This is a genomic window from Flavobacterium eburneipallidum (assembly GCF_027111355.2).
GTDB classification, from domain to species: Bacteria; Bacteroidota; Bacteroidia; order Flavobacteriales; family Flavobacteriaceae; genus Flavobacterium; species Flavobacterium eburneipallidum.
The window spans coordinates 1,240,870-1,267,179 of sequence record NZ_CP114291.2 but is presented as its reverse complement, the minus strand read 5'-3'; the positions used below and the strand labels follow the sequence as shown (position 1 = coordinate 1,267,179).

12 protein-coding genes are annotated in these 26,310 nt (G+C 35.4%); 11 read left to right on the top strand and 1 reads right to left on the bottom strand.

The window, feature by feature from the left end:
• The first annotated feature begins 32 nt into the window (after window positions 1–32).
• From OZP15_RS05145 to OZP15_RS05135, 3 genes are all read left to right on the top strand, one after another.
• Complete coding sequence (locus OZP15_RS05145) at window positions 33–1,760, top strand: phospho-sugar mutase (protein WP_281337202.1); 1,728 nt, start codon at window positions 33–35, stop codon at window positions 1,758–1,760.
• A gap of 84 nt (window positions 1,761–1,844) precedes the next feature.
• Window positions 1,845–3,671 carry an ABC transporter ATP-binding protein gene (locus tag OZP15_RS05140; protein WP_281337201.1) on the top strand — a complete coding sequence of 609 codons (1,827 nt, stop codon included), beginning with the start codon at window positions 1,845–1,847 and terminating at the stop codon, window positions 3,669–3,671.
• Window positions 3,672–3,746: 75 nt separating this feature from the next.
• Window positions 3,747–4,448 carry a DUF2971 domain-containing protein gene (locus OZP15_RS05135; RefSeq protein ID WP_269227427.1) on the top strand — a complete coding sequence of 234 codons (702 nt, stop codon included), beginning with the start codon at window positions 3,747–3,749 and terminating at the stop codon, window positions 4,446–4,448.
• A gap of 201 nt (window positions 4,449–4,649) precedes the next feature.
• On the opposite strand, the gene OZP15_RS05130 is transcribed toward OZP15_RS05135, so the two are convergent.
• A complete protein-coding gene (locus OZP15_RS05130; protein ID WP_281337200.1) occupies window positions 4,650–7,265 on the bottom strand; it encodes a beta-glucosidase in 2,616 nt (871 codons plus the stop codon).
• Window positions 7,266–7,561: 296 nt separating this feature from the next.
• Here OZP15_RS05130 and OZP15_RS05125 point away from each other — a divergent pair, with 296 nt between their 5' ends.
• From OZP15_RS05125 to OZP15_RS05090, 8 genes are all read left to right on the top strand, one after another.
• A complete protein-coding gene (locus OZP15_RS05125) occupies window positions 7,562–11,905 on the top strand; it encodes a hybrid sensor histidine kinase/response regulator transcription factor (RefSeq protein WP_281337199.1) in 4,344 nt (1,447 codons plus the stop codon).
• A gap of 442 nt (window positions 11,906–12,347) precedes the next feature.
• Window positions 12,348–13,163, top strand: coding sequence for a hypothetical protein (locus OZP15_RS05120; RefSeq protein ID WP_269227422.1), 816 nt, complete (start codon window positions 12,348–12,350; stop codon window positions 13,161–13,163).
• Window positions 13,164–13,216: 53 nt separating this feature from the next.
• The gene (locus OZP15_RS05115; RefSeq protein ID WP_281337198.1) at window positions 13,217–16,438 is read left to right on the top strand and encodes a SusC/RagA family TonB-linked outer membrane protein; all 3,222 of its coding nucleotides are present in this window, start codon (window positions 13,217–13,219) and stop codon (window positions 16,436–16,438) included.
• A gap of 18 nt (window positions 16,439–16,456) precedes the next feature.
• Window positions 16,457–18,352, top strand: a complete 1,896-nt coding sequence (locus OZP15_RS05110; RefSeq protein ID WP_269227418.1) for a RagB/SusD family nutrient uptake outer membrane protein — start codon at window positions 16,457–16,459, stop codon at window positions 18,350–18,352.
• A gap of 12 nt (window positions 18,353–18,364) precedes the next feature.
• Window positions 18,365–20,014 (top strand): DUF5123 domain-containing protein, encoded by a 1,650-nt coding sequence (locus tag OZP15_RS05105; RefSeq protein ID WP_281337197.1) that lies wholly within the window; start codon window positions 18,365–18,367, stop codon window positions 20,012–20,014.
• A 90-nt stretch (window positions 20,015–20,104) separates the two neighbouring features.
• Window positions 20,105–21,340 carry a glycoside hydrolase family 88/105 protein gene (locus tag OZP15_RS05100; RefSeq protein WP_281337196.1) on the top strand — a complete coding sequence of 412 codons (1,236 nt, stop codon included), beginning with the start codon at window positions 20,105–20,107 and terminating at the stop codon, window positions 21,338–21,340.
• 6 nt (window positions 21,341–21,346) lie between these two features.
• Window positions 21,347–23,017 (top strand): glycoside hydrolase family 28 protein, encoded by a 1,671-nt coding sequence (locus OZP15_RS05095; protein ID WP_269227415.1) that lies wholly within the window; start codon window positions 21,347–21,349, stop codon window positions 23,015–23,017.
• A gap of 80 nt (window positions 23,018–23,097) precedes the next feature.
• Complete coding sequence (locus OZP15_RS05090; RefSeq protein WP_281337195.1) at window positions 23,098–26,304, top strand: pectinesterase family protein; 3,207 nt, start codon at window positions 23,098–23,100, stop codon at window positions 26,302–26,304.
• Window positions 26,305–26,310 lie beyond the last annotated feature (6 nt).

Genomic DNA, 26,310 nt, shown 5'->3' with positions numbered 1-26,310 from the left:
CAAAAGATATAAATTTTAAAAAAATAAATAAAATGGAAATCAAACCAAACATTTTAGCAGCAGTAAACGAATGGCTTACGCCAATATTTGACGCAACAACACAAGAAGCCGTTACAGCAATGATGACTTCTGCACCAAAAGATTTAGAAGAGAGTTTTTATAAAAATCTAGAATTTGGAACAGGTGGAATGCGTGGCGTGATGGGTGTTGGAAACAATCGCATCAATAAATACACCCTTGGAAAAAGCACTCAAGGACTTTCGGATTATTTAAAAATTGCTTTTCCAAATCAACCTTTGAAAGCCGTAATTGCTTTTGACTGTCGCCATAACAGTAAATCGTTAGCCAAAGTCGTTGCCGATGTTTTCTCTGCCAATGGTATTCAGGTGTATTTATTTTCGGATTTGCGACCAACTCCAGAATTATCTTTCGCCTTAAAATATTTAGGTTGCCAATGCGGAATTGTTTTAACAGCTTCTCACAATCCACCAGAATATAACGGATACAAAGTATATTGGGAAGATGGTGGACAAATCGTTCCTCCGCAAGATGGAGATATCATCAACACGATTGAAAAATTAAATTACAGCCAAATTAAATTTGACGCCAACGAAGATTTGATTCAATACATAGATGCCGAAGTTGATCAAGCTTTCATCAAATCGACTATCGAAAATGCTAGTTTCGGAACACCACAAGAAGCAAAAGACAATTTGAACATTGTTTTTACTTCTTTACATGGAACTTCGATTACGGCTGTTCCTGAAACTTTTGCGCAAGCTGGTTATAAAAACGTAAACATCGTTGAAGAACAAAGAGTTCCAAATGGTGATTTTCCAACCGTAAAATCTCCAAATCCAGAAGAGCCAGAAGCTTTAGCAATGGCATTGGCATTGGCCGACAAAACCAACTCGGATATTGTGGTTGGAACCGATCCTGATTGCGACCGTTTGGGTGTTGCAGTTCGTGATAATGATGGTAAAATGACTTTGTTAAATGGTAATCAAACCATGATTTTGATGACTGCCTTTTTATTGGAAGAATGGAAAAAAGCAGGTAAGATCAACGGAAAACAATTCGTTGGTTCAACCATCGTTTCTACACCGATGATTATGGAATTGGCATCAGCTTACGGAGTTGGCTTTAAAGTCGGATTGACTGGTTTCAAATGGATTGCCAAAATGATCAAAGATTTCCCAGAATTGGAATTCATTGGTGGTGGCGAAGAAAGTTTCGGATATATGGTGGGCGATGCCGTTCGTGATAAAGATGCCGTTGCTGCTACTTTATTAATTTGCGAATTAGCTGCTCAAGCCAAAGCCAAAGGAAGTACAGTTTACAAAGAATTATTAAAACTATATGTTGAGCACGGATTTTATAAAGAACATCTAATTTCGCTTACTAAAAAAGGAATGGACGGTTTAGCCGAAATCAATCAAATGATGGTAACGATGCGTAATAATCCAGTGGCAGCAATCAACGGACAACGTGTGGTGATGTTGGAAGATTATAAATCATCGGTTGCCAAAAATTTATTGACTGGCGAAGAGGAAACTATCGACATGCCAAAAGCGGATGTATTGATTTATTACACCGAAGATGGTTCTAAAATTTGTGCCAGACCAAGCGGAACGGAACCAAAAATTAAATTCTACATCAGTGTAAATACGGAATTAGACAGCGTAGAAAATTTTACGAAAGTAGAAACTATTCTAGACAATAAAATCAAAAATATTATTGCAGCGATGCAGTTAAGTTAAAAAATTATTACTCCCTAAAGAAAAACAAACCCGACATTCTCTGAAATTGTCGGGTTTTAATGCCTTAACAACTGCCTAAAATAAATGAGTAATTTCAAAAAAATAGTTCCTTTTATATATCCGTACAAAAAATACGCATTCTTAAACATTTTTTTCAATGTTTTATATGCCATTTTCAGTACACTTTCTTTTATTGCCTTGATACCTATGCTTCAGGTATTGTTTGACAAAACCAAAGAAAATAAAGTAAAACCAGTATTTAAAGGAATTCTAAAAATTAAAGAATATGGCAATGACTATTTGAGTTATTATGTAACCTCAACCAAAGATACTCACGAATCTGGCTACATTCTATTTATAATGGTTGCGATTATTATTTCGATCTTTTTATTGAAAAATCTAGCCGATTATTTTGCTATGTTTTTTATCACTTTTTTACGAAACGGGGTCTTAAGAGATATGCGAAATGCTTTGTATAAAAAAACCTTGGAACTGCCATTAGCTTTTTATTCTGAAAAAAGAAAAGGAGATGTTATTTCGAGAATTTCGGCTGATGTTAATGAGGTGCAAAACTCCTTTTTAGCAATACTTGAACTCATTGTAAAAGAACCACTTACGATAATTTTCACCATAATTGCTATGTTGATTATTAGTACCGAATTAACGCTTTTTGTTTTTATTTTTATCCCAGTTTCTGGATATATCATTTCGTTGATTGGAAAACAACTCAAAAAACAATCAACAAAAGCACAACAAGAACAAGGCACTTTCTTATCTACTATAGAAGAAACCATTGGCGGATTGAAAGTCGTAAAAGGCTATAATTCTGAAAACTATTTTAATACGGTTTTTCAAAATTCTACCGAACGTTTTTTCAACTTATCCAATAATATTGGCAATAGACAAAATCTAGCATCACCTGCGAGTGAATTTATGGGAATTGCTGTAATAGCCATTTTGCTTTGGTACGGAGGTCAAATGGTTTTGATTGACAAAACCCTCGAAGGTGCTGATTTCATTGCCTATATGGGATTAGCCTACAACATTCTGACTCCTGCAAAAGCCATTTCAAAAGCTTCTTATGGGGTAAAAAGAGGAAATGCTGCTGCAGAACGTGTTTTGGAAATTTTAGAACAAGAAAACCCAATTACTAGCAAGATTAATGCTGTAGAAAAAACAACTTTCGATGCTGAAATTACCATCAAAAACATCAACTTCAAATACGAAGAAGAAACCGTTTTGAAAGACTTTTCACTCGATGTAAAAAAAGGACAAACAGTTGCTCTTGTTGGGCAATCCGGAAGTGGAAAAAGTACGATTGCTAATTTGCTAACTCGTTTTTATGATGTGAATGAAGGAACGATTGCCATAGATTCAGTTAATATTAAAGACATTAATTTACAATCACTTCGTGCTTTGATGGGATTGGTAACACAAGATAGCATTTTGTTTAACGACACTATAAAAGCCAACATTTCATTAGGAAAACTAGACGCAACAGATGACGAAATTATCGAAGCTTTGAAAATTGCCAATGCCTATGAATTTGTAAACCAATTACCAAAAGGGATTTACACCAACATTGGCGATAGCGGAAACAAGCTTTCGGGTGGACAAAAACAACGATTGTCGATTGCTCGTGCGGTTCTAAAAAACCCTCCGATTATGATTTTGGATGAAGCCACATCAGCATTGGACACCGAAAGCGAAAAATTTGTGCAAGTCGCTCTTGAAAATATGATGCAAAACCGAACTTCTATCGTCATTGCACACCGTCTTTCGACCATTCAAAAAGCAGACAAGATTGTAGTCATGCAAAGAGGCGAAATTGTAGAACAAGGAACTCACGAAGAACTTATTGCATTAAACGGCACATATAACAAATTAGTAACAATGCAGTCGTTTGAATAGTAATTAAATTGCTGAATTTTGATTTTTTAACGAGCTGATTTTTTTTCAATAATTTCATTTTAAAATCGAATAGCAATGTACATCAACAACAAAAACATAACACTTCCTGAAGATCCTGATACTGTGGTTTGGAAATACTTGAACTTATCCAAATTTCTAGATTTGTTGATGTCGCAAAAACTATTTATGTCCCGTTCGGATAAATTTGAAGATCAATACGAAGGCACTTTTAGTGAACCTACTTATGAGGAAATCAAAAAAACAGCCATTGACAATCCTGAATTTCTACAATATTACAAATCCCATCGTGAGAAAGTAGCTGTTAGCAGTTGGCACATCAACGAATATGAATCGTTTGCGATGTGGCAAATTTTCACTCAAAACAGCGAAGGGCTTGCCATTCAATCTACTGTTAGCCGATTGAAAAAAGCGTTGGATTCAGAAACCCAGCACAAACAATACATTGGCGAAGTCAACTATATTGATTACAAAAAAGAATACATTCCGTTTGACGATATGTTTTTTCCTTTCTTGTTCAAAAGAAAAAGTTTTCAGTACGAAAGAGAAATTCGAATTCTTTCGGATGTAACGGAAAGTAACATTAAATTAAACGAAGGGTTAAAAATAAATGTAGATATCAACCAACTCATCGAAAAAATCTATATTCATCCCAAATCTGAAAACTGGTACAAAAACCTTGTCATTCAATTAGTAGAACAATTGGGTTTTGATTTTGCAATAGAAAAATCAGATTTAGAAAGTGATATTTTGATATAATCCTACAAAATAAAACAGGAAAAAGAAGCTAGAATTTTCTATTTTGCATCAATGGATTAGGTTGTTTTATAGAAATATTAACGCCCCTTTTAACATCCTAAAAGACTTGATTATCAATTCGATTACAGTCGAGAACTATTATTTCTCGACTGTAATCGAATTGACAAAAAACTAGACTTATAAATTTAGATATAAATAGATTTATTTTTCAAGCGAAATTAATTTTCCTGAAATTTTAAATCGACCAGTTTGAATCTCGCTGGTACCATCGGGTTGCTTACCTCCTACTGAAACCGTAAAGAATCCTGGCTCAATAACACGCTGTCCATTTTTATTAATCAACGATAATTGTCTTGGAGTAAGTTTAAATCGAACTGTTTTAGATTCACCTTTCTTTAAATGAATGCGTTCAAAACCTTCTAATTGCACTATTGGACGTGGCGTTGAAGCTTTTTCATCTTTAAGATATAATTCAGCTACTTCGTCTCCGTCACGATCACCAATGTTGGTTATATCAACTGAAACTTCAAAATCTTTTTCAGCATTAATAGTAGCAGGCATTTGCAGATTGCTGTATTTGAATTTGGTATAACTTAATCCAAATCCAAACGGATACAATGGTTTCTTATCAAAATAACGATACGTACGACCTTTCATATCATAGTTTTCGAATGCAGGAAGTTGATCTACTGATTTATAATAAGTTACTGGTAATCGACCTGCGGGATTATAGTCACCAAAAAGCACATCGGCAATTGCATTTCCACCTTGTTGACCAGGATATCCAGCAGTTAGAATAGCAGGAACATTATCATTGGCCCAATTGATTGAAAGCGCACTTCCATTTATTAAAACTAAAGTAACAGGTTTTCCAGTTGCCACAATCGCTTTCATCAATTCCTCCTGATTAGACGGTAAGTTAAGACTGGTTCGATCTCCACCCTCAAAACCATCCGCTTCTACTTTCATTTCTTCCCCTTCCAAGCGTTCGTTTAGTCCTAAAACCAATACTACAGCATCGGCTTGATTAGCAACTTGAATCGCTTCTGTCAAAAGATTTTCTTGTGGTTCTGACCATATCAGTTGCGCTATTGCATCGCCAAAGTTGTTTTGGTATTTTACTACTATTTTATATTTTTTTCCAGCTTCTAATTCTAATTTCTGTGAACGAACTCTTGGATGATGGTTGTTTTTTCCACCAGATGTTTTTCCAGTCTCGATTTCGATAGTCATAAAAGGTTTCGACCATTCCGAGATGTTGTATAATCCTGTTTTTGGTGGCACAATATAGCCTGTCCATTTCACGCTATAGTTGCCCATTTTCATACGTGGATCGGGTGTATCAATATCCCAATTAAAATCGATATTGTCATCAATTCTAGTAAAAATTGGTTTTCCTTCGCATTCCTTATTGTCAAAATATTCTGCTGTCAGACCTTGAGTTCCGTTTTCATTTTGAAGATAAATGGATGGAATCACTTTCATTTGAGGAACACCTTTTGCTAAATCGGTTCCTTTAGCATACAATACTTTAGCACTAGGTTCCAATTTATTTTGAATTCCTTTCAGGACTGTAATTGGATTGCTGGGAATACCACTATAGTTTCCCCATAAAGATTGTACATCATTGGCATTAGGCCCAATAACGGCAACTGTTTTAATGTTTTTAGAAAGCGGAAGTGTTTGATTTTGATTCTTTAAAAGGACGATACTTTTTTGAGAAGCAACACGAGCTAAATAATCGTGAGCCGAATTGTTATTTACCGAAAATGGAATTTGAGCATACGGAACTATTTCTTCTGGATCAAACATTCCTAGCTTGAAACGAGCGATAAACAAACGTTTTAAGGTTATATCAATATCAGCTTCGGTTAGTAATTTGTTATCCAAGGCTTCTTTTAAAGATTTGTAGCTACTTCCGCATTCCAAATCTAAACCCGTTTTTACCGCCAAAGCCGAAGCTGAAGCAGCATCTTTAGTAATTTTATGGTATTTCCAAATATCAGTAACAGCACCACAGTCTGACACAATGTAGCCCTTGAATCCCCAATCGTTTCGAAGAATATTAAATAAAAATGGACTTGAACTGGCAGATTCTCCTCTAAAACGGTTGTAAGCTCCCATTACCGAATACACTTGTCCTTCTTTTACTAAAGTTCGAAAAGCAGGAAGATAGGTTTCGTAAAGATCAATATCACTGGTTTCAGCATTAAAAAGGTGGCGAGAAGGTTCAGGTCCCGAGTGAACGGCATAATGTTTGGCAGTAGCAATGACTTTAAAGTATTTTTCATCAGTACCTTGAAGACCGTTGACGTATTTAAGTCCTAATTGACTCGTCAAATACGGGTCTTCGCCGTAAGTTTCGTGTCCTCGACCCCATCTTGGATCACGAAAAATATTGACATTGGGAGACCAAAAAGTCAATCCCTGATACATACTGTGTTGTCCTCGTCTTAAATATTCGTGATGTTTGGCACGAGCTTCATCCGAAATTGCGTTAGCAACATCAAAAATTAATTGACGATCCCAAGACGATGCAATTGAAATAGATTGTGGAAAAACAGTAGCATATCCAGCCCGAGCTACTCCATGTAAGGATTCATTCCACCAATTGTATTCTGGTACACCAAGACGTTCGATAGCTGGTGAAGAATCCATCAATTGACTGATTTTTTCGTCAACAGTCATTCTAGAAACCAAGTCGTTTACACGCTGATCAATAGGTAAATTAGGGTTTTTGAAAGAGAAATTTTGCTGGGCAAAAGCGGTTATTGTAATTAGATTTACAATGACTATTAAATGATTTATTTTTTTCATTGATTTTTTAAAAGGTTAGTTTTTTAGGTTAGTTTTTTTGCAACAATTGAATGATTTTATATTTTAAAATTACAATTACAACAAAATTAGTTTTTTTAACGCTTATTTGATTGGGGCAAATTACTATTTCTAGGTTGCTGTAAAGCTTGTTATCCAATTTATTTTATTTTTTTGATTTACCACAGGGAACAAAATGCTATTTAAGAAGGGGTATTTAGCTAGGAACTCCTCTATTTTTAGGTTCTGACAGGAATTTTGATACTTTTGTAATTAATGAGAGTTTTAAAAAATAAATTTTGAAAAGAAATACAATTGTTACTTTTTTTTGCCTGATTTTCCAATTGTGTTGCGCTCAACCTTTTGGAGTTTTGAGGCATTTTTCGCATGATGCCAAGTTAAGTCAGTCTCACATTCTCGATATTCAACAGGATGTAAAAGGATTTATTTGGTTGGGAACTTATAATGGACTTATTCGATATGACGGTAATTCTTTTCAAAATTTTGAGGTAGTAGAAAGAGGAAAATTAAATCTGTCATCCAACCGTGTTTCGAGTTTCAAATTTGATAAAAGCGGACGAATTTGGACCAAGTCTGAAAGAGAGGAAGTTTATTATTTTGATACTAAAAATCTAAAATTTCACTATCCATTGGGAAGTCAATCCAAAGAGCATTCGAATGTTTCTTTTCATAACTTTAAACTGGTTTCTTCTGGAAGAGTATGGCTGTTTCCAGAAAACAAAAATCGCTTAATTGCCCTAGAAACCAATAATACTATAAGACAAATTGTTTTTGATTCGAAAAAACTTCGAGGAAGCAAGATTAACGATGTCTTTGAAGATACCACAGGTACAACCTGGTTTTTGACCGATTTAGGAATTTGTAAGTTGAAAAAAGGAGCAGTAAAACCTGAATATTTCTTTTTCAATATGACTCGACTTTCAGGAAAATCATACTCATTTAGTACTGTCATTGAGTTAAATGATGAACTGTGGTTTGGAGGTGCTAACGGAAAAATTAGTCGTTATTCTAAAAAGGCAAGTACATTTTTTGATGTACAACTTGGAATTAATTCGGGTATCGTTAAAATTAAATATGTTAATGGCGGCAAAGTACTTATTGTAACTAAAACTGAAGGCATTTGTTATTATGACATAAAATCAGGAAAATTGGATGTCTATAATAGTAAAACCACAGCAGGATTTCCGAATGAAAATATCAAATACATGGGATTGACTCATTCTAGAGAATTTTGGTTTGAAACCTCGGCTTCTGGAATTTATAAATTTGATTTAACAACCCGAAAATTAAAGTACTTACAGTCTAATTCTACTGATCCTACAATAGTTGGCGGAGATCGAAAAACATTTTTATTGACTGCACCTAATGGAACAGTTTGGATTCAACCCAAAGGAGGAGCATTGTCTTACTGGGATAAACAACAGGACAAATTATTTTCTATTTCGCATTGCATGAAAGAATCTGTAGAAGAGGTTTCTGATGTGATGCATGCAGTAACATTAGATAAGTCAGGAAATATGTGGTTTTGCTCTTATCGAAAAGGTTTGGATTTAATGACTTTTAACAACCATAATTTTTCGATTTTAAAATTAGACTCTTTTGGAGATAGAAAAAAAAATAATGTCAGGAGTTTAATGCAAGACAGAAGAGGGAATCTTTGGTTGGCTTGTCGTTCTCAAAAAGTAACTTTAATGGATTCGAGAAAAAATAAAATTGGTATGCTCGGAGCCGATGGTACTTTATCTGCCAATAGTCCAGAATGGGGCTCAGATATATATCACATGTTGGAGGACAACAAAGGTAGAATTTGGTTGGGAACGAAAGGGAATGGATTATTTTGTCTGATACCAAAGGAACAACCGTTTAATTATAAAGTCATCCATTACAAGTACAATGAACGGGATCGATACAGTATCAGTTCGGATAAAATTTATAGAATTTTTCAGGCAGCTTCGGGCAAAATTTATTTGACTACTTGGGGAGGCGGTGTAAATCTGATTCAGGAGTCAAACAAAGGAATTCGTTTTATTAATTATCGAAACGAATGGAAAAATTATCCCATAAAATCAGCAGATAGAGTCCGCTCTATTGTTGAAAATAAAGACCATCAATTGTTTTTTATTTCTTCATATAAATTGTTCTCTTTTTCAGGAGAAAACAAAGCTACTGCTAATTTACAATTTAAAGAATTTCCGCAAGTTGCAGGCAATGATATTTTGGATATTGTGGTTACTTCAAAAAACAGATTGGCATTGGCAACTAACGGAAAAGGAATTCTATTGGTTGATTTGAATAAAAAACAAGAACCAAAGATTCAATCCTTTGGAGCAGAAACTATAGGCTTTCCTCTGGATGAAGTGGTAGCTATTCAAGAAGACAAATCTGGAAAAATGTGGTTGATGGCAGATAATCAAGTCGTTCGGTTTGATCTTGAAAAAAACACGGCAGAAACTTTTCCTGAATTAAAATCGATTATAGGCAACGAAATTTTTTCAGAAGCCACGAAATGTCGCCTTGCTAATGGTGAAATTGTTTTGGGTTATTCTGATGGAGCGGTTTGTTTTAGACCTGAAAATATAAAACCGTTAACATTTAAACCTTATTTAGCAATAACTGGATTTGCTGTCAATAATAAAGAATTAAATGAACTATATCCAGAAACTGCTACTGATCCCGATTTGTTAAAAGAAGTAGTTTTAGAACACAACCAGAATTTTTTTAGAGTTCAATTTTCGGCTCTAGATTATATTAAAAATGAAAACATAGTCTATCGCTATAAGCTAGAAGGTATCGATGAGGGCTGGAATTACATCAAAGGAGGACAATCTATTAATTATACCAATTTAAGCCGAGGAAAATATACCCTTTTACTAGCTTCTACTAACAATCACAATTTGTGGATGAATAACGAAAGAAAAATAAACATTACTATTCTCCCTTCGATTTGGTGGACTAATTTGGCTTTGGTTTGTTATGTCATATTGGCTGTTGGTCTTTTTATGTTGTTTAGACGTATTTTTTTGACCATAATCAAGCTGCGAAACGAGGTGCAAATTGAACACGAGGTTTCTGAATTGAAGCTCAAGTTTTTTACTGATATTTCACATGAAATACGAACTCCGCTTACCATGATTACTGCTCCTTTAGAGAAAATGCTTTCTGACATAAGTATTCCAGATTCGGTTAAAACCCAACTCCAAGGAATTGAAAGAAGTAGTAACCGATTGTTGAATTTGGTGAATCAAATTTTGGATTTAAGAAGAATTCAAAATAGAAAAATGGAAGTCAGAGCAATAGATTTAGGTAAATTTACTGCTAAAGTATGTGAAAATTTTAGGGAAATAAGTAGCCAAAGTGAGATTCGTTTAGATGTAAATGTAAAGACATCATCGCCAATTGTATGGGCTGATGCAGATAGTTTGGATAAAATTTTGGTCAATCTAATTTCAAATGCTTTTAAATATTGCAAAAAAGGAGATACCATTGAAGTGATTGTGGAAGAATTGGACAAACAAGTTGTACTAAAGGTTGTAGATAACGGACCTGGCATTAATCCAGCTGTTCAAAAACGATTGTTTGTACGTTTTTCTAATTACAATGAAAATCCTAATAATCCGAGTACGGGTCTTGGACTTTCGATAGTCAAAGATTTAGTCGATAAGCATGGTGCCAATATCGTAGTAGATAGCGTGTCGGGCAAAGGCAGTAGTTTTCAAATTTACTTTTTAAAAGGATATAGTCATTTTAATGAAGATGCAACGCTATTATTTGAAGAAGCTGAAAAACCTATAATAGACGAAATTGCTATTGAAAAAAACGAAGCTGTTGAAGAAATAGTAGAAGAAGTAAAGCAAGGCAAACCAGTGGGTCTAATTGTAGAAGATGATCCTGAATTGAGGAATTTTATTGTTTCTGTGCTAGAAGAGGAATACACTATTTATGTGGCAAAAAATGGAATTGAAGGACATTTGAAAGCTGAAAATTTATCCCCAAATTTCATTATTAGTGACATTATGATGCCTCAAATGGATGGTATAGAAATGCTCAAGTCAATTAGGAATAACATCGCTACGAGTCATATTCCAGTGATTTTGCTTAGCGCAAAAACAGCCATTGAAAGCAAATTAGAAGGGTTAGAATATGGTGCTGATGATTATTTGACCAAGCCATTTAATGTAAGTTTTTTGAAAGCAAGAGTAAAGAATGTTTTAGAACAGCGAATGCTTCTTCAAAAATTGTATTCTACAGGTGATATTGCTGAAATTTCAGAAGTAAAACCACTGCAAATTTCTAACAAAGATCATAAATTTATGCAGCAGGTAATTCAATTTGTGAACGAAAACATATCAAAATCTGATTTTTCGGTAGATGAATTAGGAAAACTAATGTATATGTCTAGGGCTAGTTTTTTTAATAAACTTAAAAGTATAACTGGAGTTTCCCCAGTATTATTTATTCGTGATATGCGATTGAATGCAGCTGCAGAATTAATCAAAAACGAAGATATGCTGATCAAGGAAATTTGTTTTGAAGTTGGTTTTAATGATTTAAAATATTTTGGAAAATGTTTCAAGACTAAATTCAATGCTACCCCAGCTGAATACCGCCAATTGCATCGCTAGATAATCACCTATTAAATTCTACTTAAACAGAGGCTTTTGTCTCTGTTTTTTTTGTGCAAAAAATTAACCTGATTAGCCCAATTTTCCTTTTTCGTTTTCTATAAACTGAATTTGCGTTAAAAATATATTTGTCTTTTTAAATTTTCACATAGTAAAAAAAATACCTTAATTATTTATTGATTCGTTAATTTATTGGTAAAAATAGCAATTACCCCCTTGTCGAAAAGCAATATGTACACTCCATTAGGATTCCATCTATCTAGTTTTGTCCTCTAACCATAAGTCTAAAAAGACTTGATAATAACTAACTAAAAAATAAGCTTATGAAACAATTTAACACTTCTGTCCAGTCATTAGTGTCATGCAATCAAAGGGATAAATTGATAAAATTACCTCGATTATCAGTATCTATTAAAGAATTTCAATTTTTAAATTCTGTACTATGAAAAAGATAATAAATAGGATCCTTGGTTATGGACTACTAGCTTTATTGACTATTGCTTGTGCTGAAGATGAAATAAAATATGACACTTCAGTTGTTAGAGATTATAAGATTCAATTGAATGGGGAACCATGGCGATTGAATACAGGTATTACAACATTACCTATTTTTATTTATAAAGATAACGGTGATTATTTTGGAAACTATAGCTCACACTATCGTTTTGCTCTCGAAAATGGTAGCTACAGTTTTATAGCTACTGACATTCCAGCGCAAATGGTTACTTCACCTGTTAATCTAAAAGACTTGGTCGTTCCTCAAGCAGTCAATGCCGATCAAAAGGTAAATATGTCGGCGGCGATGCCTTATGCTTCTCCATTTGCAGATACCCTTACGATGAATATCTTAACCAGAACCGGAACCTTGCGATTGAAAGCTAAAGATATTGTAGGAGATCCAAGTTATTCGACCATAAAAACAACTGTTTTTGTAAAACGAAGTGGATACAAACCTGTTGATGAAACTTTTGTCAAAGAGGATATCTCGGTAGCGAGATCTAAAAAAACAACTTCTGGAGGAGTAAACTATTTAGACGATTTTATTGTATTCCAAACCGATGACGAAGCAAATAATGTTCGTGTTAAAATAGAATTTCTAAATGCAGATTCAGTTGTTATTAATACAAAAGAATTTGAGGGTAGCTTTCCAATTTTACCAAACGGAGTTACCAACATTGATTTTAATTTGAATGATCCAAATACTGCAATTATTAAAGATTATGTAGTGACCATTAACGGTGAAATAATGGTCAAATAAAGTCTAGATAATGAAAAGTTCTAAAAATAAATCTAAATAATAATATAGTAGTTATGACGATAAAAAAACATATCGTGAGCGTTTTAGCCCTCTTGTTATTGACAGCTAGTGGTTACGCTCAAAAATTGGTAACCGTAACGGGTGTAGTGCGAGATAAAATAGGCTCGATTCCATCTGCAACAATCATAGTAAAAAACGAAAATAGCAACACTTCCAGTGATATGGATGGTAAATTTTCTATAAGAGTAAAGGATCCCAACACAGCTGTATTGGTGGTTAAATTTATAGGTATGGAAGATGTTACTGTGCCTTTAAAAGGGCGTACTTCTGGAATTGTTATCGAAATGAAAGAATCGACAAGTGAATTGAATGAAGTAGTGGTAATTGGTTACGGAACACAAAAACGTGGAAATCTGACCGGTGCCGTTTCTAGTATAAAAGGGACTACATTAGAAAAAGTCCCAACCAGTTCTGTCGCCGAAGCATTGGTAGGAAGATTACCTGGGGTTCAGGTTACTTCAGCAGATGGTTCTCCGGGTGCTGAAATTATGATTAGAGTTCGTGGAGGAGGTTCTATTACTCAAGATAATTCTCCTTTGTTTTTGGTGGATGGATTTGAGGTTGCTAACATAAATGATATTCCACCAACGGATATTGAATCGATAGATGTATTAAAAGATGCTGCATCAACTGCCATATATGGTGCTCGAGGAGCTAATGGTGTAGTTGTAATTACGACTAAAAAACCGAAAGCAGGAAAAATATCAGTAAGCGTAAATAGTTATATGCAGATGAAAACGCTTTCGAATCATCTGGATGTGATGGATCCTTATGAGTTTACTTTGATGCAATATGAGTACGAACGCGGACGTAGTTCAAATCCAACTGCTTTCTTCAACAGATACGGGCGTGCCAATGAATTGTATATTTATCAAGGCGAAAAGGGAGTTGATTGGCAGGATGAAATCTTTGGCACTAATCCAATCGTTAAATACCTTGATTTTAATCTTAGCGGTGGTAGCGAAAAAACGAAATACAAGTTTGCCGTAGTGAATCAGGATCAGCCTGGAGTATTAGTAGGAACAGGTATGAAGCAAACCAATATGAACTTTATGCTTACTACTAAATTATCCGACAAATTTACGTTTGAATACCAATCTCGTTTTATAGACCGAACTATTGAAGGTTCAGGTACTGAAGGTGTTAGCCTACTGGATGCACTGCGTCAAGCACCAACACTTGGTTTGCAAGAATACATGACACTGCCTGAAGACAATACTTATTTTGACCCTGAAGATTATCAACCTATTACACGGTTTAATCCAATAGAGGCAGCTGAAAAAAATTATCGCAATCGTAATTCACGTACTTTTAATACAGTTGGCGCATTGACTTGGAATATTATTGATGGTTTAAGCTTTCGTAGCTCCTTTGGCTTCCAATACCAATACGAAGAAGACGGTCGCTTCTGGGGTACAGATACTGGTACTGCAAATGCTAACAATAATCAACCAGTAGTACAGTGGGGAAGCACTCAAAGTCCTCGTTGGCAAATGACCAATGTTTTAAATTATAATTTTAAGCACAATACCGTTCATGATTTTCAATTTATGTTAGGTCAAGAAATGAAAGACCAAAGCAGCGTTAGCAAATATTATAAAACTCGATATTTTCCAGAAACGATATCAGGAGAAAAAGCTTTAAATAATCTTGCTTTAGGAACACCTTATGAAAACGGTTCTACAGCAGGTTCGCCAAATAGAATTTCATCTTTCTTCGGTCGTGCCAATTATGCTTATAATGATAAATACATTGCCACCTTTACTATTCGTGCTGATGGCTCTACAAAATTTGGTCCTGAAAATCGTTGGGGAGCTTTTCCAGCAGCAGCAGTAGCTTGGAAAATGTCTAGCGAAGATTTCTTGAAAGACAGCAAAACCGTTTCAAATTTGAAAATGCGTTTGAGCTATGGTGTTTCTGGTAACGATAGAATTAGTGGCGATTTGTATGCTAAATATTATGGTGTTTCCCGAAATCGTTCAGTGGGTTGGGGCGAAACAGATCATTCTTATTATAATTTTTATAATGGCAATTTTTTAAGTAATCCAGAAGTGAAATGGGAAACAACTTATTCTACAAATCTTGGTTTTGATTTTGGGTTCTTCAAAGATCGTCTTACAGGTAATATCGAATTTTATAAAAATACCGTTAAAGATTTGTTGGTGCCATCTGATATTGCTGGAGTATCAGGCTTTAATAAAATTATGACCAATGTAGGACAAACATCCAATAAAGGAATTGATTTTGGTATCACTGCGGGTGTGATACAGAAAAAAGATTTTCAACTGGATTTGAATTTCAATATTGGATACAACAAAAATAAAATTGATGCCCTTTCAAGCGGTGAGAACGAATGGATTCTTAGTTCCGGATGGGCAGGCACACAATTGCTAAATGATGATGATTATCGTGCTTATGTTGGAGGTACAAAAGGATTGATTTACGGTTTTGTAAATGATGGTTTTTATACCATGGATGATTTTGATTCCTTCGATCCATTAACTAGAGTTTGGAAACTAAAAGAAGGTGTGGCAAACTCCAAAAACCTTTCGGGCGATCCACGTCCAGGAAATGCCAAGTTCAAAAAGTTGACTCCTGTGGACGAAACAGATGCAAACACTTATGTAATTGGTGATCAAGACAGACAAGTTATTGGGGATACCAATCCCAATTTTTCAGGTGGATTCGGATTTAATGCAGTTTGGAAAAATTTTGACCTAACTAGCTTTTTCAATTTCGTATATGGTTTTGATGTGTACAATGCCAATAAAATTATGATGACTTCTTGGTATCAAAACAACCAAAATAATTTAGGATCGGAAGTATCGTCAGAAAATCGTTGGCGTAACTTTGATGATATGGGGAATGATCTCCGCTATTCGCCAGAGATTTTAGGCCAGTACAATCAAAATGCTACGATGTGGAATCCAACTTCAATTGGTCGTCCTATAGCCATGTCTTATGCTGTTGAAGATGGTTCTTTTTTACGATTAAGTATGCTTTCTCTAGGTTATACAATTCCTTTTACTTCAACTAAAAAAATGTTCTTTAACAAAGTTCGTTTGTATGCAACGGGTTCCAATTTATTTATTTGGACTAATTATTCAGGCTACGATCCAGAGGTTAATTTAGAAACAGGATTAACCCCTAACATTGATTATAACGCTTATCCAAGAACAAGAAATTACACTTTTGGAGTACAATTATCATTTTAATTTATAAATCTAAAAAAAATGAAGAAAAAGATATTATTAAGTCTTCTATTAACTTTTGCACTTGGTTTTACTGCTTGCGAAGATTATTTGGAAGTACAACCAGAAACGGGTTTTACTGAAGCTGAAGTTTTCAGTACCGAAAATGAAATACGATCAGCAGTTGCTGGCGTATATACCCTTATGTTGAGTAACGATGCGTATTCTAATCGTCTTGCCTTTGTATTTAACCCGAATACCGATGTAGAGATGTCGGGTGTTTCAACAAATACAGTTAATGTGAACGGTTCAGATATTGCTTGTTACGAACCCAAACCGTATTGGACTACTTTGAATTCCACTTGGAATGCGATGTACAAAATTATTAATATGTCTAATGATGTTATCGAAGGAATTGAAAAATCAGCTATATATCAAGCAGACAAGAAAGACAAAGCATCTAATATAACCCAACTTTATGGTGAAGTCAAAACACTTCGTGCCATGGTATATCTAGACCTAATCCGCATTTGGGGTGACGTGGTGTTTCGTACCAAATCATCTGCTGGTGGAGAAGATTTTACAGGAGGAGTTACCGATAGAAATAAAATTCTTGAATTTCTGATAGCTGATTTGAAATCTGTTGAGCCACTAATGCAATATCCTAGTGAACTAAAATATGGTACAGAACAAGCCTCAAGAAGTTTTAATCAAGGTTTGATCGGATTAATTGCTCTTACTCGTGGAGGTTGGGCTTTACGTCCAGATTTAAACGATCCTTCTAAAATTGGTCAAATGGTTCGTGGAGATAATCATGAATTGTATTATGATATTGCCATCGAATATTTAGGCAAAGCAATAAACGAGAAGCAACACGATCTAAAATTGAGTTATCGTGATTTTTGGATTGGACAAAATAATTGGCAAACACCAGTTAATGATGACGTTATGTTTTCGTTACCCTTGTTGAAAAACTCCTCGGGTGAATATGGATATGCCGTTGGTATTCCGATTGCAGAAGGAAATCATCCTTACGGAAGTGCTTCAGGAAGTCTTAGTTTGTGTGGAACCTATTTGTACTCATTTGATAATACTGATTTGAGACGAGATATTACCTGTGCGCCTTTTTCGTATGACTTAAATCTGAACCAAGCCATTCGATTAAATTTAGCACAGTTGGCTGTTGCCAAATGGTCAAAATTATATATGACCGCACCGCTTGGTAGTACTAGTACAAGTGCAACTGGTATCAATTATTCATGGATGCGATTTGCTGATGTTTTATTGATGTATGCCGAAGCAGTAAACGAACGCTTTGGTGTACGTGATGATGCTCGCGAATGTTTGAAACGCGTACGTCGCAGAGCATTTGACAAAGTAGATTGGTCAGCAAAAGTAGATAACTATGTTGATTCTAAATCGTCGCCAGATTTGTTTTTCCAAGCCATTATGGATGAGCGTGCTTGGGAATTTGGTGGCGAAAGCAAACGTAAGTTTGACTTGGCTCGCTGGAATAAATTTGGAGAAGTAATTTACAACCAATATAATAAATTGGTGAACTGGGGTAAAGTAGCCAATGGAGCTTATGTGCCTGGATTAAATGAAGTTCCTGGAAGTGTATATTGGAAAAACATCCCCGATCCAGCTAATGCAGGTAGAACTATTTTAGACATCAAAGGAATTGATCCGATTATACAAGCTCGTCCAGCAGGTTACAACGAACTTGTGTTTGCTACAAGTTGGTATTCGTTAAATAGCGATTCCCAAGCTTATGAACCACGAAATGATATCAAATGGAGTTTCAGAGGATTTATCAATTTCAATAATGCGGCATCGGTAAATCCTAATGCGCCTTTGCGATACTTATGCCCTTATCCATCTAAAGTAATAACTGATCATAGAGGGAATATTCAGAATTATTATGGTTTTAACTATTAAATTATTTATAGTATGAAAAATTCAAAAAGAATAATTTTTATTTTAACATTCTTCAGCATGATTATGCTTGGAGGAATGTTTACTTCTTGTCAAGAAGATGATTTGGCATACAATGAGGTTGGCGATTTGTTTCAACCCAAGTTTGTACTTGCGGCTCCTTTGGTAAAAAGTAATTCCATCGCTTTGGTATGGTACAAAGTAAACGATGCTGATTCCTACACGGTTGAATTGCACTTGGACAATTACTATACCAGTTTGTTCAAGTCCTATACCCTTACCGAAACACAAATTTTGATGGATGATATTCCATACAAAACACAGTATTACATTCGGGTTCGTGCCAATAAAAACAATACAAAATTCAATTCACAATGGAGTTATACGGCCGCATTGACAGAAGATCGTCCGCCTTATGCCCAAATATTGAACAAAGTGGAGAAGGTAAATATTAGCGAAACGGATGTAACTGTAAGTTGGAAGATGGATGTAGCGAATCCAGTGGATAGTATTTCTGTTGCACCTGCAAGTGACAAATTACTTCCTTCAATTGGTCGTAAGTTAACAACTGAAGAAATAAGAATTGGTCAAGCTAAAGTGGAAGGTTTGGAAAAAAGTACAGCCTACAACGTAAATGTGTATGATACTAATAAAACACGTATTTATGACAGGCCATACAATCAGGTAACTTTCCGTTCGGCAGGGCCATCAGCTGGACAAATTTTGATCATGAAAGGAATGGATTTGGATGCTATCTTGAGAGCTAACAATTTAGATCCCAAGATACCTGAAGGAACAGAATATTTCCTAGAAGCGGGTTCGCTATTCAAAGTGACTCCTTTTACCATTTCAAAAGGATTTAGACTCATAGGAAGTACACAAGGCGAGCGTCCTCAAATTGAATTAAACGGAAATTGGAACATAGCTGAAGGGGCTTATTTGTCGGCTTTAGCTTTTGAAAACATTCGTTTTTATCAGACCATAGATGCTAGTTATTTCTTCAACAGTGGAACTTCGTGGAAAATCGATGAAATTACTTTCTATAACTGTGTATTCAATTATTTCAAAAGAGGTTTTTGGAGACATCAAGGGAATGGTAAATACAAAGAAGTAGGCAACTTTGAAATGAGTTATTGTACTCTTCAAGACGTTGGAGGTCACTCTGGTCCTTACGGAACATTTGCCCTAGGTTCGGCTGGAGCAGATAACTTTAAAAGAGCGGTTTTCAATAATTGTACTTTCATGAAAGATTATTATGGAACAACCAATAATACGCTAAACTTCAGAAATTTGTTCGATTATGGTACTTCTACCTATCCAATTTATTTGGAATACAACAATGTAACAATTTATGATTATGCCTATAATAGGTCTTTAATTAATATTCCAGCTGCTGTAGGTTCAACTTTGGTTTTCAAAAATGTTTTATTGGCTTCTCCTTGCGGAAAAGTGATACAAGCCATTGCCGCAGGTAGTACACAACAATACAGTAATAACTACACCACTACAGATTATTTACTGGGGCCAACAAGTATTCAAGGAACCGCATTAGGAATTAGTGCACTAAACTTATTTGTAGATCCAAAAGTAGGAAATTTAAAAATTAAAGATTCAAATTCTCCAATTGTTACCAATAAGGTTGGAGATGTAAGATGGCTTCCATAAACTTTTGTCAGTTAATTTTTGTTGAAAAAGAAGTGTCTTATTTGGACACTTCTTTTACCTAAAATTACAAATGGGAATAATTTAAAAATTATGATACCTAAAATTAAATATTGTGTTCTCACTTTAATGATTTGTCAATTAGTTGCTTTTGGACAATCTAAAAAGAATGAATTACAAATAACACCAATCGAATGGGCTAAAAAAATGGCTGATTCTGATCAAAAACGTGTTCCCAATCCAGTATTTCTGGATGGAGTAAAATTTCCAAAATGGAACTATACAAATGGTTTGGTAACACTTGCCAACCAAAAATTATATGATTATACCAAAGAACAAAAATATTGGGATTATGGAATTTCTTATGCTGATCAACTTATTGACAAGGAAGGAAAAATACTAGGTGGATATTCATTAGAAAAATATAGTCTAGATTTAATAAACTCTGGAAAAATCCTTTTTGAAATTTATAAGAAAACAGGTGAAGAACGCTATAAAATAGCAATGGACATACTTCACAAACAGTTAGAAACACATCCAAGAAATTCAGACGGAGGTTATTGGCATAAAAAAAGTTATCCTTGGCAAATGTGGCTGGATGGTGTGTATATGACTGATCCATTTTCAGCACAATATGGCACCGTTTTCAATGTACCGAAAGCTATTGATGATGCCATTTTACAAATAGAACTCATTCAAAAACACACTTTTGATTCAAAAACGGGATTGAATTTTCATGGATATGATGAAAAACGCACACAATTTTGGGCAAACAAAGAAACTGGACTTTCTTCACATATATGGGGACGTGCTCAAGGTTGGTATTGTATGGCTTTAGTTGATATTTTAGATTTTGTTCCGGATAATCATCCCAAGAAAAAAAATTTGATAAATAGTGTTCAAAAAGTGTTCACAGCGGTTCTCAAAGCACAGGAAAAAGATTCAGGAGTATGGTGGCAAGTGATGGATCGACCTAGTCGAAAAGGCAATTATCTAGAATCTACTTGCTCTACAATGTTTGTCTATTCGTTTGCCAAAGCATATAGAAAAGGATATGTAGGGGATAAATTTCTGAAATCGGCAAGAATTGGTTTTAACGGAATTCTTAAACAGTTTGTAAAAGAAAATCCCGATAAAACAATTTCTATTACAAGATGTTGTTCTGTGGCAGGATTAGGAGGAAAAAAACCAGAAGACCGAGACGGGTCATTCGAATACTATATTTCAGAACCTATTGGCGACAATGATGCCAAAGCTGTTGGTCCTTTTGTTATGGCAGGGATTGAATTGCAAATGATTTTGGATAAAAATAAAGTCTTAAAAAGATAAATTATTATGATGAAGAGTAAAACAACTTTTTGGGTTTGTTTAATGTTGGCTATTATTTTTTACAGCAACAAAACGCTTGCTGGAATTAATAATAGACATGGAGAACTTCCTTTCAAAATGCCAGAGGTGCAAATTCCAATATTTAAAGAAGATACTTTGAATATTACAGCTTTTGGAGCTGTTCCAAACACTGAAGTACTTTGTACCAAAGCGATTAATGAGGCTATTCAAAAATGTTCAGAATCTGGTGGAGGCGTTGTTGTGATTCCTTCTGGATCGTGGACAACAGGTCCTATCAAAATGAAATCTAACGTAAATCTGCATACCAAAAACGGTGCTTTCATTTCATTCACAGGTGATCTAAAGCAATACAAACTAATAGAATCTTATTTTGAAGGGAAAAAAGTGCTGCGATGCGAGTCACCAATTATGGGAGTTGATTTAGAAAATGTAGCCATTACAGGTGAAGGCATTTTTGATGGAAATGGTTCTAAATGGCGTCCAATTAAAATTGGAAAAATGACAGCAGTACAATGGGATGAGCTTGTTAAATCAGGAGGTGTACTTTCTAAAGATGGTAAAATTTGGTATCCATCGGAAGAAGCATTAATCGGAAATGAACACAAAGACAAACTGCCTAAAAAAGCAACTGTTGAAAATATGGAACCTTATAAGCAGGCATTACGCCCCGTGATGGTAAGTTTTGTCAATTGCAAAAAACTACTGCTGGATGGCGTTACTTTTCAAAACTCTCCTGCTTGGAATATTAATCCATTGATGTGCGAGCATATAACATTGAATAATCTAACCATTCGCAACCCTTGGTATTCGCAAAATGGTGATGGCCTTGATATTGAATCTTGCCGAATTGGTACTGTGACCAATTGTCGTTTTGATGTGGGTGATGATGCTATTTGTATCAAATCGGGCAAAGACAAAGAAGGTCGAGATCGAGGAAAACCAACAGAATTGTTTGTCATTACAGATTGTGTTGTCTATCACGCTCATGGGGGCTTTGTCATCGGGAGCGAAATGTCGGGAGGCGTTCGAAATATTTTTGCCAAGAATCTCACTTTTATAGGCACCGATTGCGGCTTGCGTTTCAAGTCTGTTCGAGGGCGTGGTGGCTTGGTCGAAAATATTTGGATGGAAGACATCCGAATGAACAATATCCCAACCGATGCCATCAATTTTAACCTCTATTATTTTACCAAGGGGGCAGTCGAAGACCCAATCACTGGCGAAATGATTGTGGAAAAAGAAACGGTATCAGAAGAAACTCCAGCCTTCAGAAATATGTTTTTCAAAAATATTTATGTCAACGGAGCCAAACAAGCGATGAAAATTACAGGAATTCCAGAAATGCCTGTTGAAAACATCCAATTCAAAAACATGATTATTCGATCAGATGTTGGTATCCAAATGAATTATGCTCGTAAAATTAATTTTGAAAATATCGATTTAAGATTGGATAAACTAGGTATAGCAGCCAGTTTTTCAAATAGCCAAAATGTAACTTTTGAAAATTTTAAATCTAGTGGCGAAAACCAACTTTTTTGGATTGGTGGTACTTCTACTCAAGCCATTTCATTCAAAACAAACGGTAAGAAAATTGTTTTTGACAAGGATATAAAAGTATTGGAATCAATTAAAGATCAAGTCAAAATATTAGAATAAAAGAGGACTGATTAGTGTTCTTATAACAACTATACAAAAAAAGGAAATAATTAACTATTAACAAACCAAACAAAATGAAAATGAAAAAACAATACCTTATGTTTTTGTTGCTGATGCTTTTTTCAGCAATGGGTTTTTCACAAACCACTCAAAAGATTGAGGCCGAAACTTTTAATACGGCTTCTGGGGCAAGAGCCGAAACGAATGCATCTCTTTCAGGAGGCGGAAACGTGGGTTATATTAGAAATAATACTTGGATTAAATTCACAGGACACGTGTTTAACCAATACGATGCCACTTTCACTGCTACGGCTTCTGGAACTACTGGAGGAACGATAGAATTTAGACTGGACGCTGCTGACGGAACTTTGATAGGAACTGCAACAGTATCTGGGAGTACAGGATGGAGCGATTACAAAAAGTTTTCAACTTCAATTACCTCAACGACGGGTACACACGATTTGTACCTAGTTTTTAAACATCCAACAAACACAGGTTATTTATTCAATTTAGATTATTTCGAAAAAGTGACTAATGATCCCACAGCAATTACTTACACTTTGACCACCAATGTCAGCCCTGCTGCATCAGGAACAATTAGTTCGAATCCTGGGGGCAGCACATTAAATCAAGGAACCGCGGTAACATTAACAGCAAACAAGAACTTTGGGTATAATTTTACTCGTTGGGTAGATGGCAATGGAGTACAGGTTTCAACGGCCAATCCTTATACATTTACGATTACTTCCAATACAACTTTGGTGGCGGAATATGCAGCAGTCAGCACTTATAATTTGACCGTGAATACTGCAGGTGCATTTGGATTAGGAGAATATTCGGTTTCTCCTGCCGGCAAGGATGGGGCTTTCTCTGTTTATGAAGCTGGAACAAATGTGACCATCACGGCCATTGAAAATGACATTGTTAAATTCAGTAATTGGTCGGATGGCTCCACCGCTTTGAGTACCACATTAACAATGGATGCCAACAAGAGCATCACAGGAACTTATGACAACCAGTCTTTTATAGCGGGATGGACATTCAAGACTGACCAATATGCTCATCCTAGGATTGCTGAATTATACTCCAATGTTGACAACAGGCCACAGTTGTTTGCGTATAACATCAATGACAATATCGTAACTCCCAACGTGAGGGTTTTGAATAGAGGCGGAAGAAACGGGTTTTGTGTATGGAATACCATTAGAGGAGATTTCTTTTATTTTATGACGTCTTTCTCAACGGTTGGATACAAAAACATTAATGTGTCCTCGGGACTCATCGGTTATTATTATGGTTGCGACGAATGGACTTTGCAATATTCGCTTGACGGTACAAACTTTGTAAATGTTTCCAGCTTAACTACCATAAATTCAAGCTCAATCACTTCAATTGGAGGAATATTGCCAGTGGAAGCAGAAGGAAAAACAAAAGTGTATCTCAGATGGTTTCCTAATGTAACTGGACCAAAACACGGAAACGCTATAGACGTAACAGCAACGGTAGTATCTAACGTTATGGTCACGGCGGAAGAAGTTTTGGTTACGGATGCTATTGCTCCGGTACTTCAATCAACCCTTCCTGTTGCAGCTGCAACAACCGTTGGTGCTAGTGGAAACATTATCCTGACTTATGATGAAAAAGTAAAATTTGGAACTGGGCAAGCAACTCTTGATGGTAAAAATTTGAATGCAGAATTTGTAAATAAAACGGTAAAATTCAGTTATTACGGTTTAGAATACAACAAACAATATACCTTTAGTTTACCAGCAGGCTTTGTTCGCGATCTTTCCAATAATGATGCAGCTATGGTTAGTTTGTCATTTAAAACAATGGAAAAACCAATTGCCGTTAAACGTAATTTTGATTTAATTGTGGATGCCAATGCTACTGTTGACCAAATAGCTTCAGGAAAATATGTAAAAACTATTGCCGAAGCATTTACTAAAGCACCCTCTAATTCATCAACGAGATTTTTGGTGTTGATTACCAACGGAACTTATAATTTAGGTGGTGATGGAACCAATCCTCAAGGGATAGTGCTTCAACTTCCTGCAGGCAAAAATAATGTTTCCCTGATTGCCCAATCAAAGGATGTAATTCTTCAAGGAAATCCAGGATGGGGTTTAAAAAACGCCGTTCTCTCCATCGAAGCCAATGATTTGTATATGGAAAATATAACCATTGAGCATAAAGACGGAATTACAACTTCTGGACAAAGACCAGCACTTAATCCTGCGGGAGACAGAAATGTGTATAACGGAATTAGACTCAGAAGCAAACAAGACACTCAAGTTACAGGTGGTAACAGAAGTTTTTATTACAAATCAACCATCGAAGGTGATGTAGATTTTATTTGTGGAGGTGGAACACATTGGTTTGAAGAATGTAAATTGGTTTCTGTTGCAGAGGGGTATATTGTCGCTCCACTTCATAATGCCACCGATCCTTACGGGTATATTTTCAACAACAATACCATTACTGCAGTTTCTGGATATTATTTGGGACGTCCTTGGCAAAATGCTCCAAGAGCAGTTTATTTGAATACCACGATGATCAACGAACCTAACACTCAAGGTTGGGCAAGCATGGGAACGGTACCAGCACTTTTTGCAGAATACAATAGTGTGAATGGTAATGGAGTAGCTATTAATACTGCTAATAGAACCAATGTTTTTAATGTAAATAGTGTGCCTCAAACAGGAAATTACAATCCAGTTTTGACCAAAGCACAGGCAGACGAATATACCATAGAAAATGTTCTTTCCGGAACAGACCAATGGAATCCGCGTTTAGTGGTAGAACAAGTTGAAGCACCAGCGAATCTTTCTAATCTTGGAAACAATACTCTTAAATGGGATGACAATAAATATGCTATTTGTTATGTCGTGACTAGAGATAATAAGGTGTTAGCAATTACAACTGATGCCACTTATGTAGATACTTCAGCAAGCGGACAACACGAATATGCGGTACAAGCAGTTAGTGAATATGGTGGTTTGAGTGCTAAAAGAACCATCAGTACTTTAGGATTAGAATCAATCAAAGTATCTAATGGCGTGAGTGCGTATCCAATCCCTACAAATGGTGTTGTGAATCTAACATTGCCTGAAGGAATTGGAAGTCTAAATTATGATGTGTATTCAATGCAAGGACAAAAGCTAAAAGCAGGCGTTTTGCCAACGACTCGTTCTGTAGATTTAAGCAATTTGAATTCAGGCATTTATATTGTTAGCTTGAAAAGCGTAGAAGGAGTTATTTATAACGTGAAAGTGATCAAAAACTAGACTGAA

Excerpts from the sequence above, each read along its gene's own strand:
- OZP15_RS05145 (WP_281337202.1), top strand. The coding sequence starts at position 33 with ATGGAAATCAAACCAAACATTTTAGCAGCAGTAAACGAATGGCTTACG.
- OZP15_RS05140 (WP_281337201.1), top strand. The coding sequence starts at position 1,845 with ATGAGTAATTTCAAAAAAATAGTTCCTTTTATATATCCGTACAAAAAA.
- OZP15_RS05135 (WP_269227427.1), top strand. The coding sequence starts at position 3,747 with ATGTACATCAACAACAAAAACATAACACTTCCTGAAGATCCTGATACT.
- OZP15_RS05130 (WP_281337200.1), bottom strand. The coding sequence starts at position 7,265 with ATGAAAAAAATAAATCATTTAATAGTCATTGTAAATCTAATTACAATA.
- OZP15_RS05120 (WP_269227422.1), top strand. The coding sequence starts at position 12,348 with ATGAAAAAGATAATAAATAGGATCCTTGGTTATGGACTACTAGCTTTA.
- OZP15_RS05115 (WP_281337198.1), top strand. The coding sequence starts at position 13,217 with ATGACGATAAAAAAACATATCGTGAGCGTTTTAGCCCTCTTGTTATTG.
- OZP15_RS05110 (WP_269227418.1), top strand. The coding sequence starts at position 16,457 with ATGAAGAAAAAGATATTATTAAGTCTTCTATTAACTTTTGCACTTGGT.
- OZP15_RS05105 (WP_281337197.1), top strand. The coding sequence starts at position 18,365 with ATGAAAAATTCAAAAAGAATAATTTTTATTTTAACATTCTTCAGCATG.
- OZP15_RS05100 (WP_281337196.1), top strand. The coding sequence starts at position 20,105 with ATGATACCTAAAATTAAATATTGTGTTCTCACTTTAATGATTTGTCAA.
- OZP15_RS05095 (WP_269227415.1), top strand. The coding sequence starts at position 21,347 with ATGATGAAGAGTAAAACAACTTTTTGGGTTTGTTTAATGTTGGCTATT.
- OZP15_RS05090 (WP_281337195.1), top strand. The coding sequence starts at position 23,098 with ATGAAAAAACAATACCTTATGTTTTTGTTGCTGATGCTTTTTTCAGCA.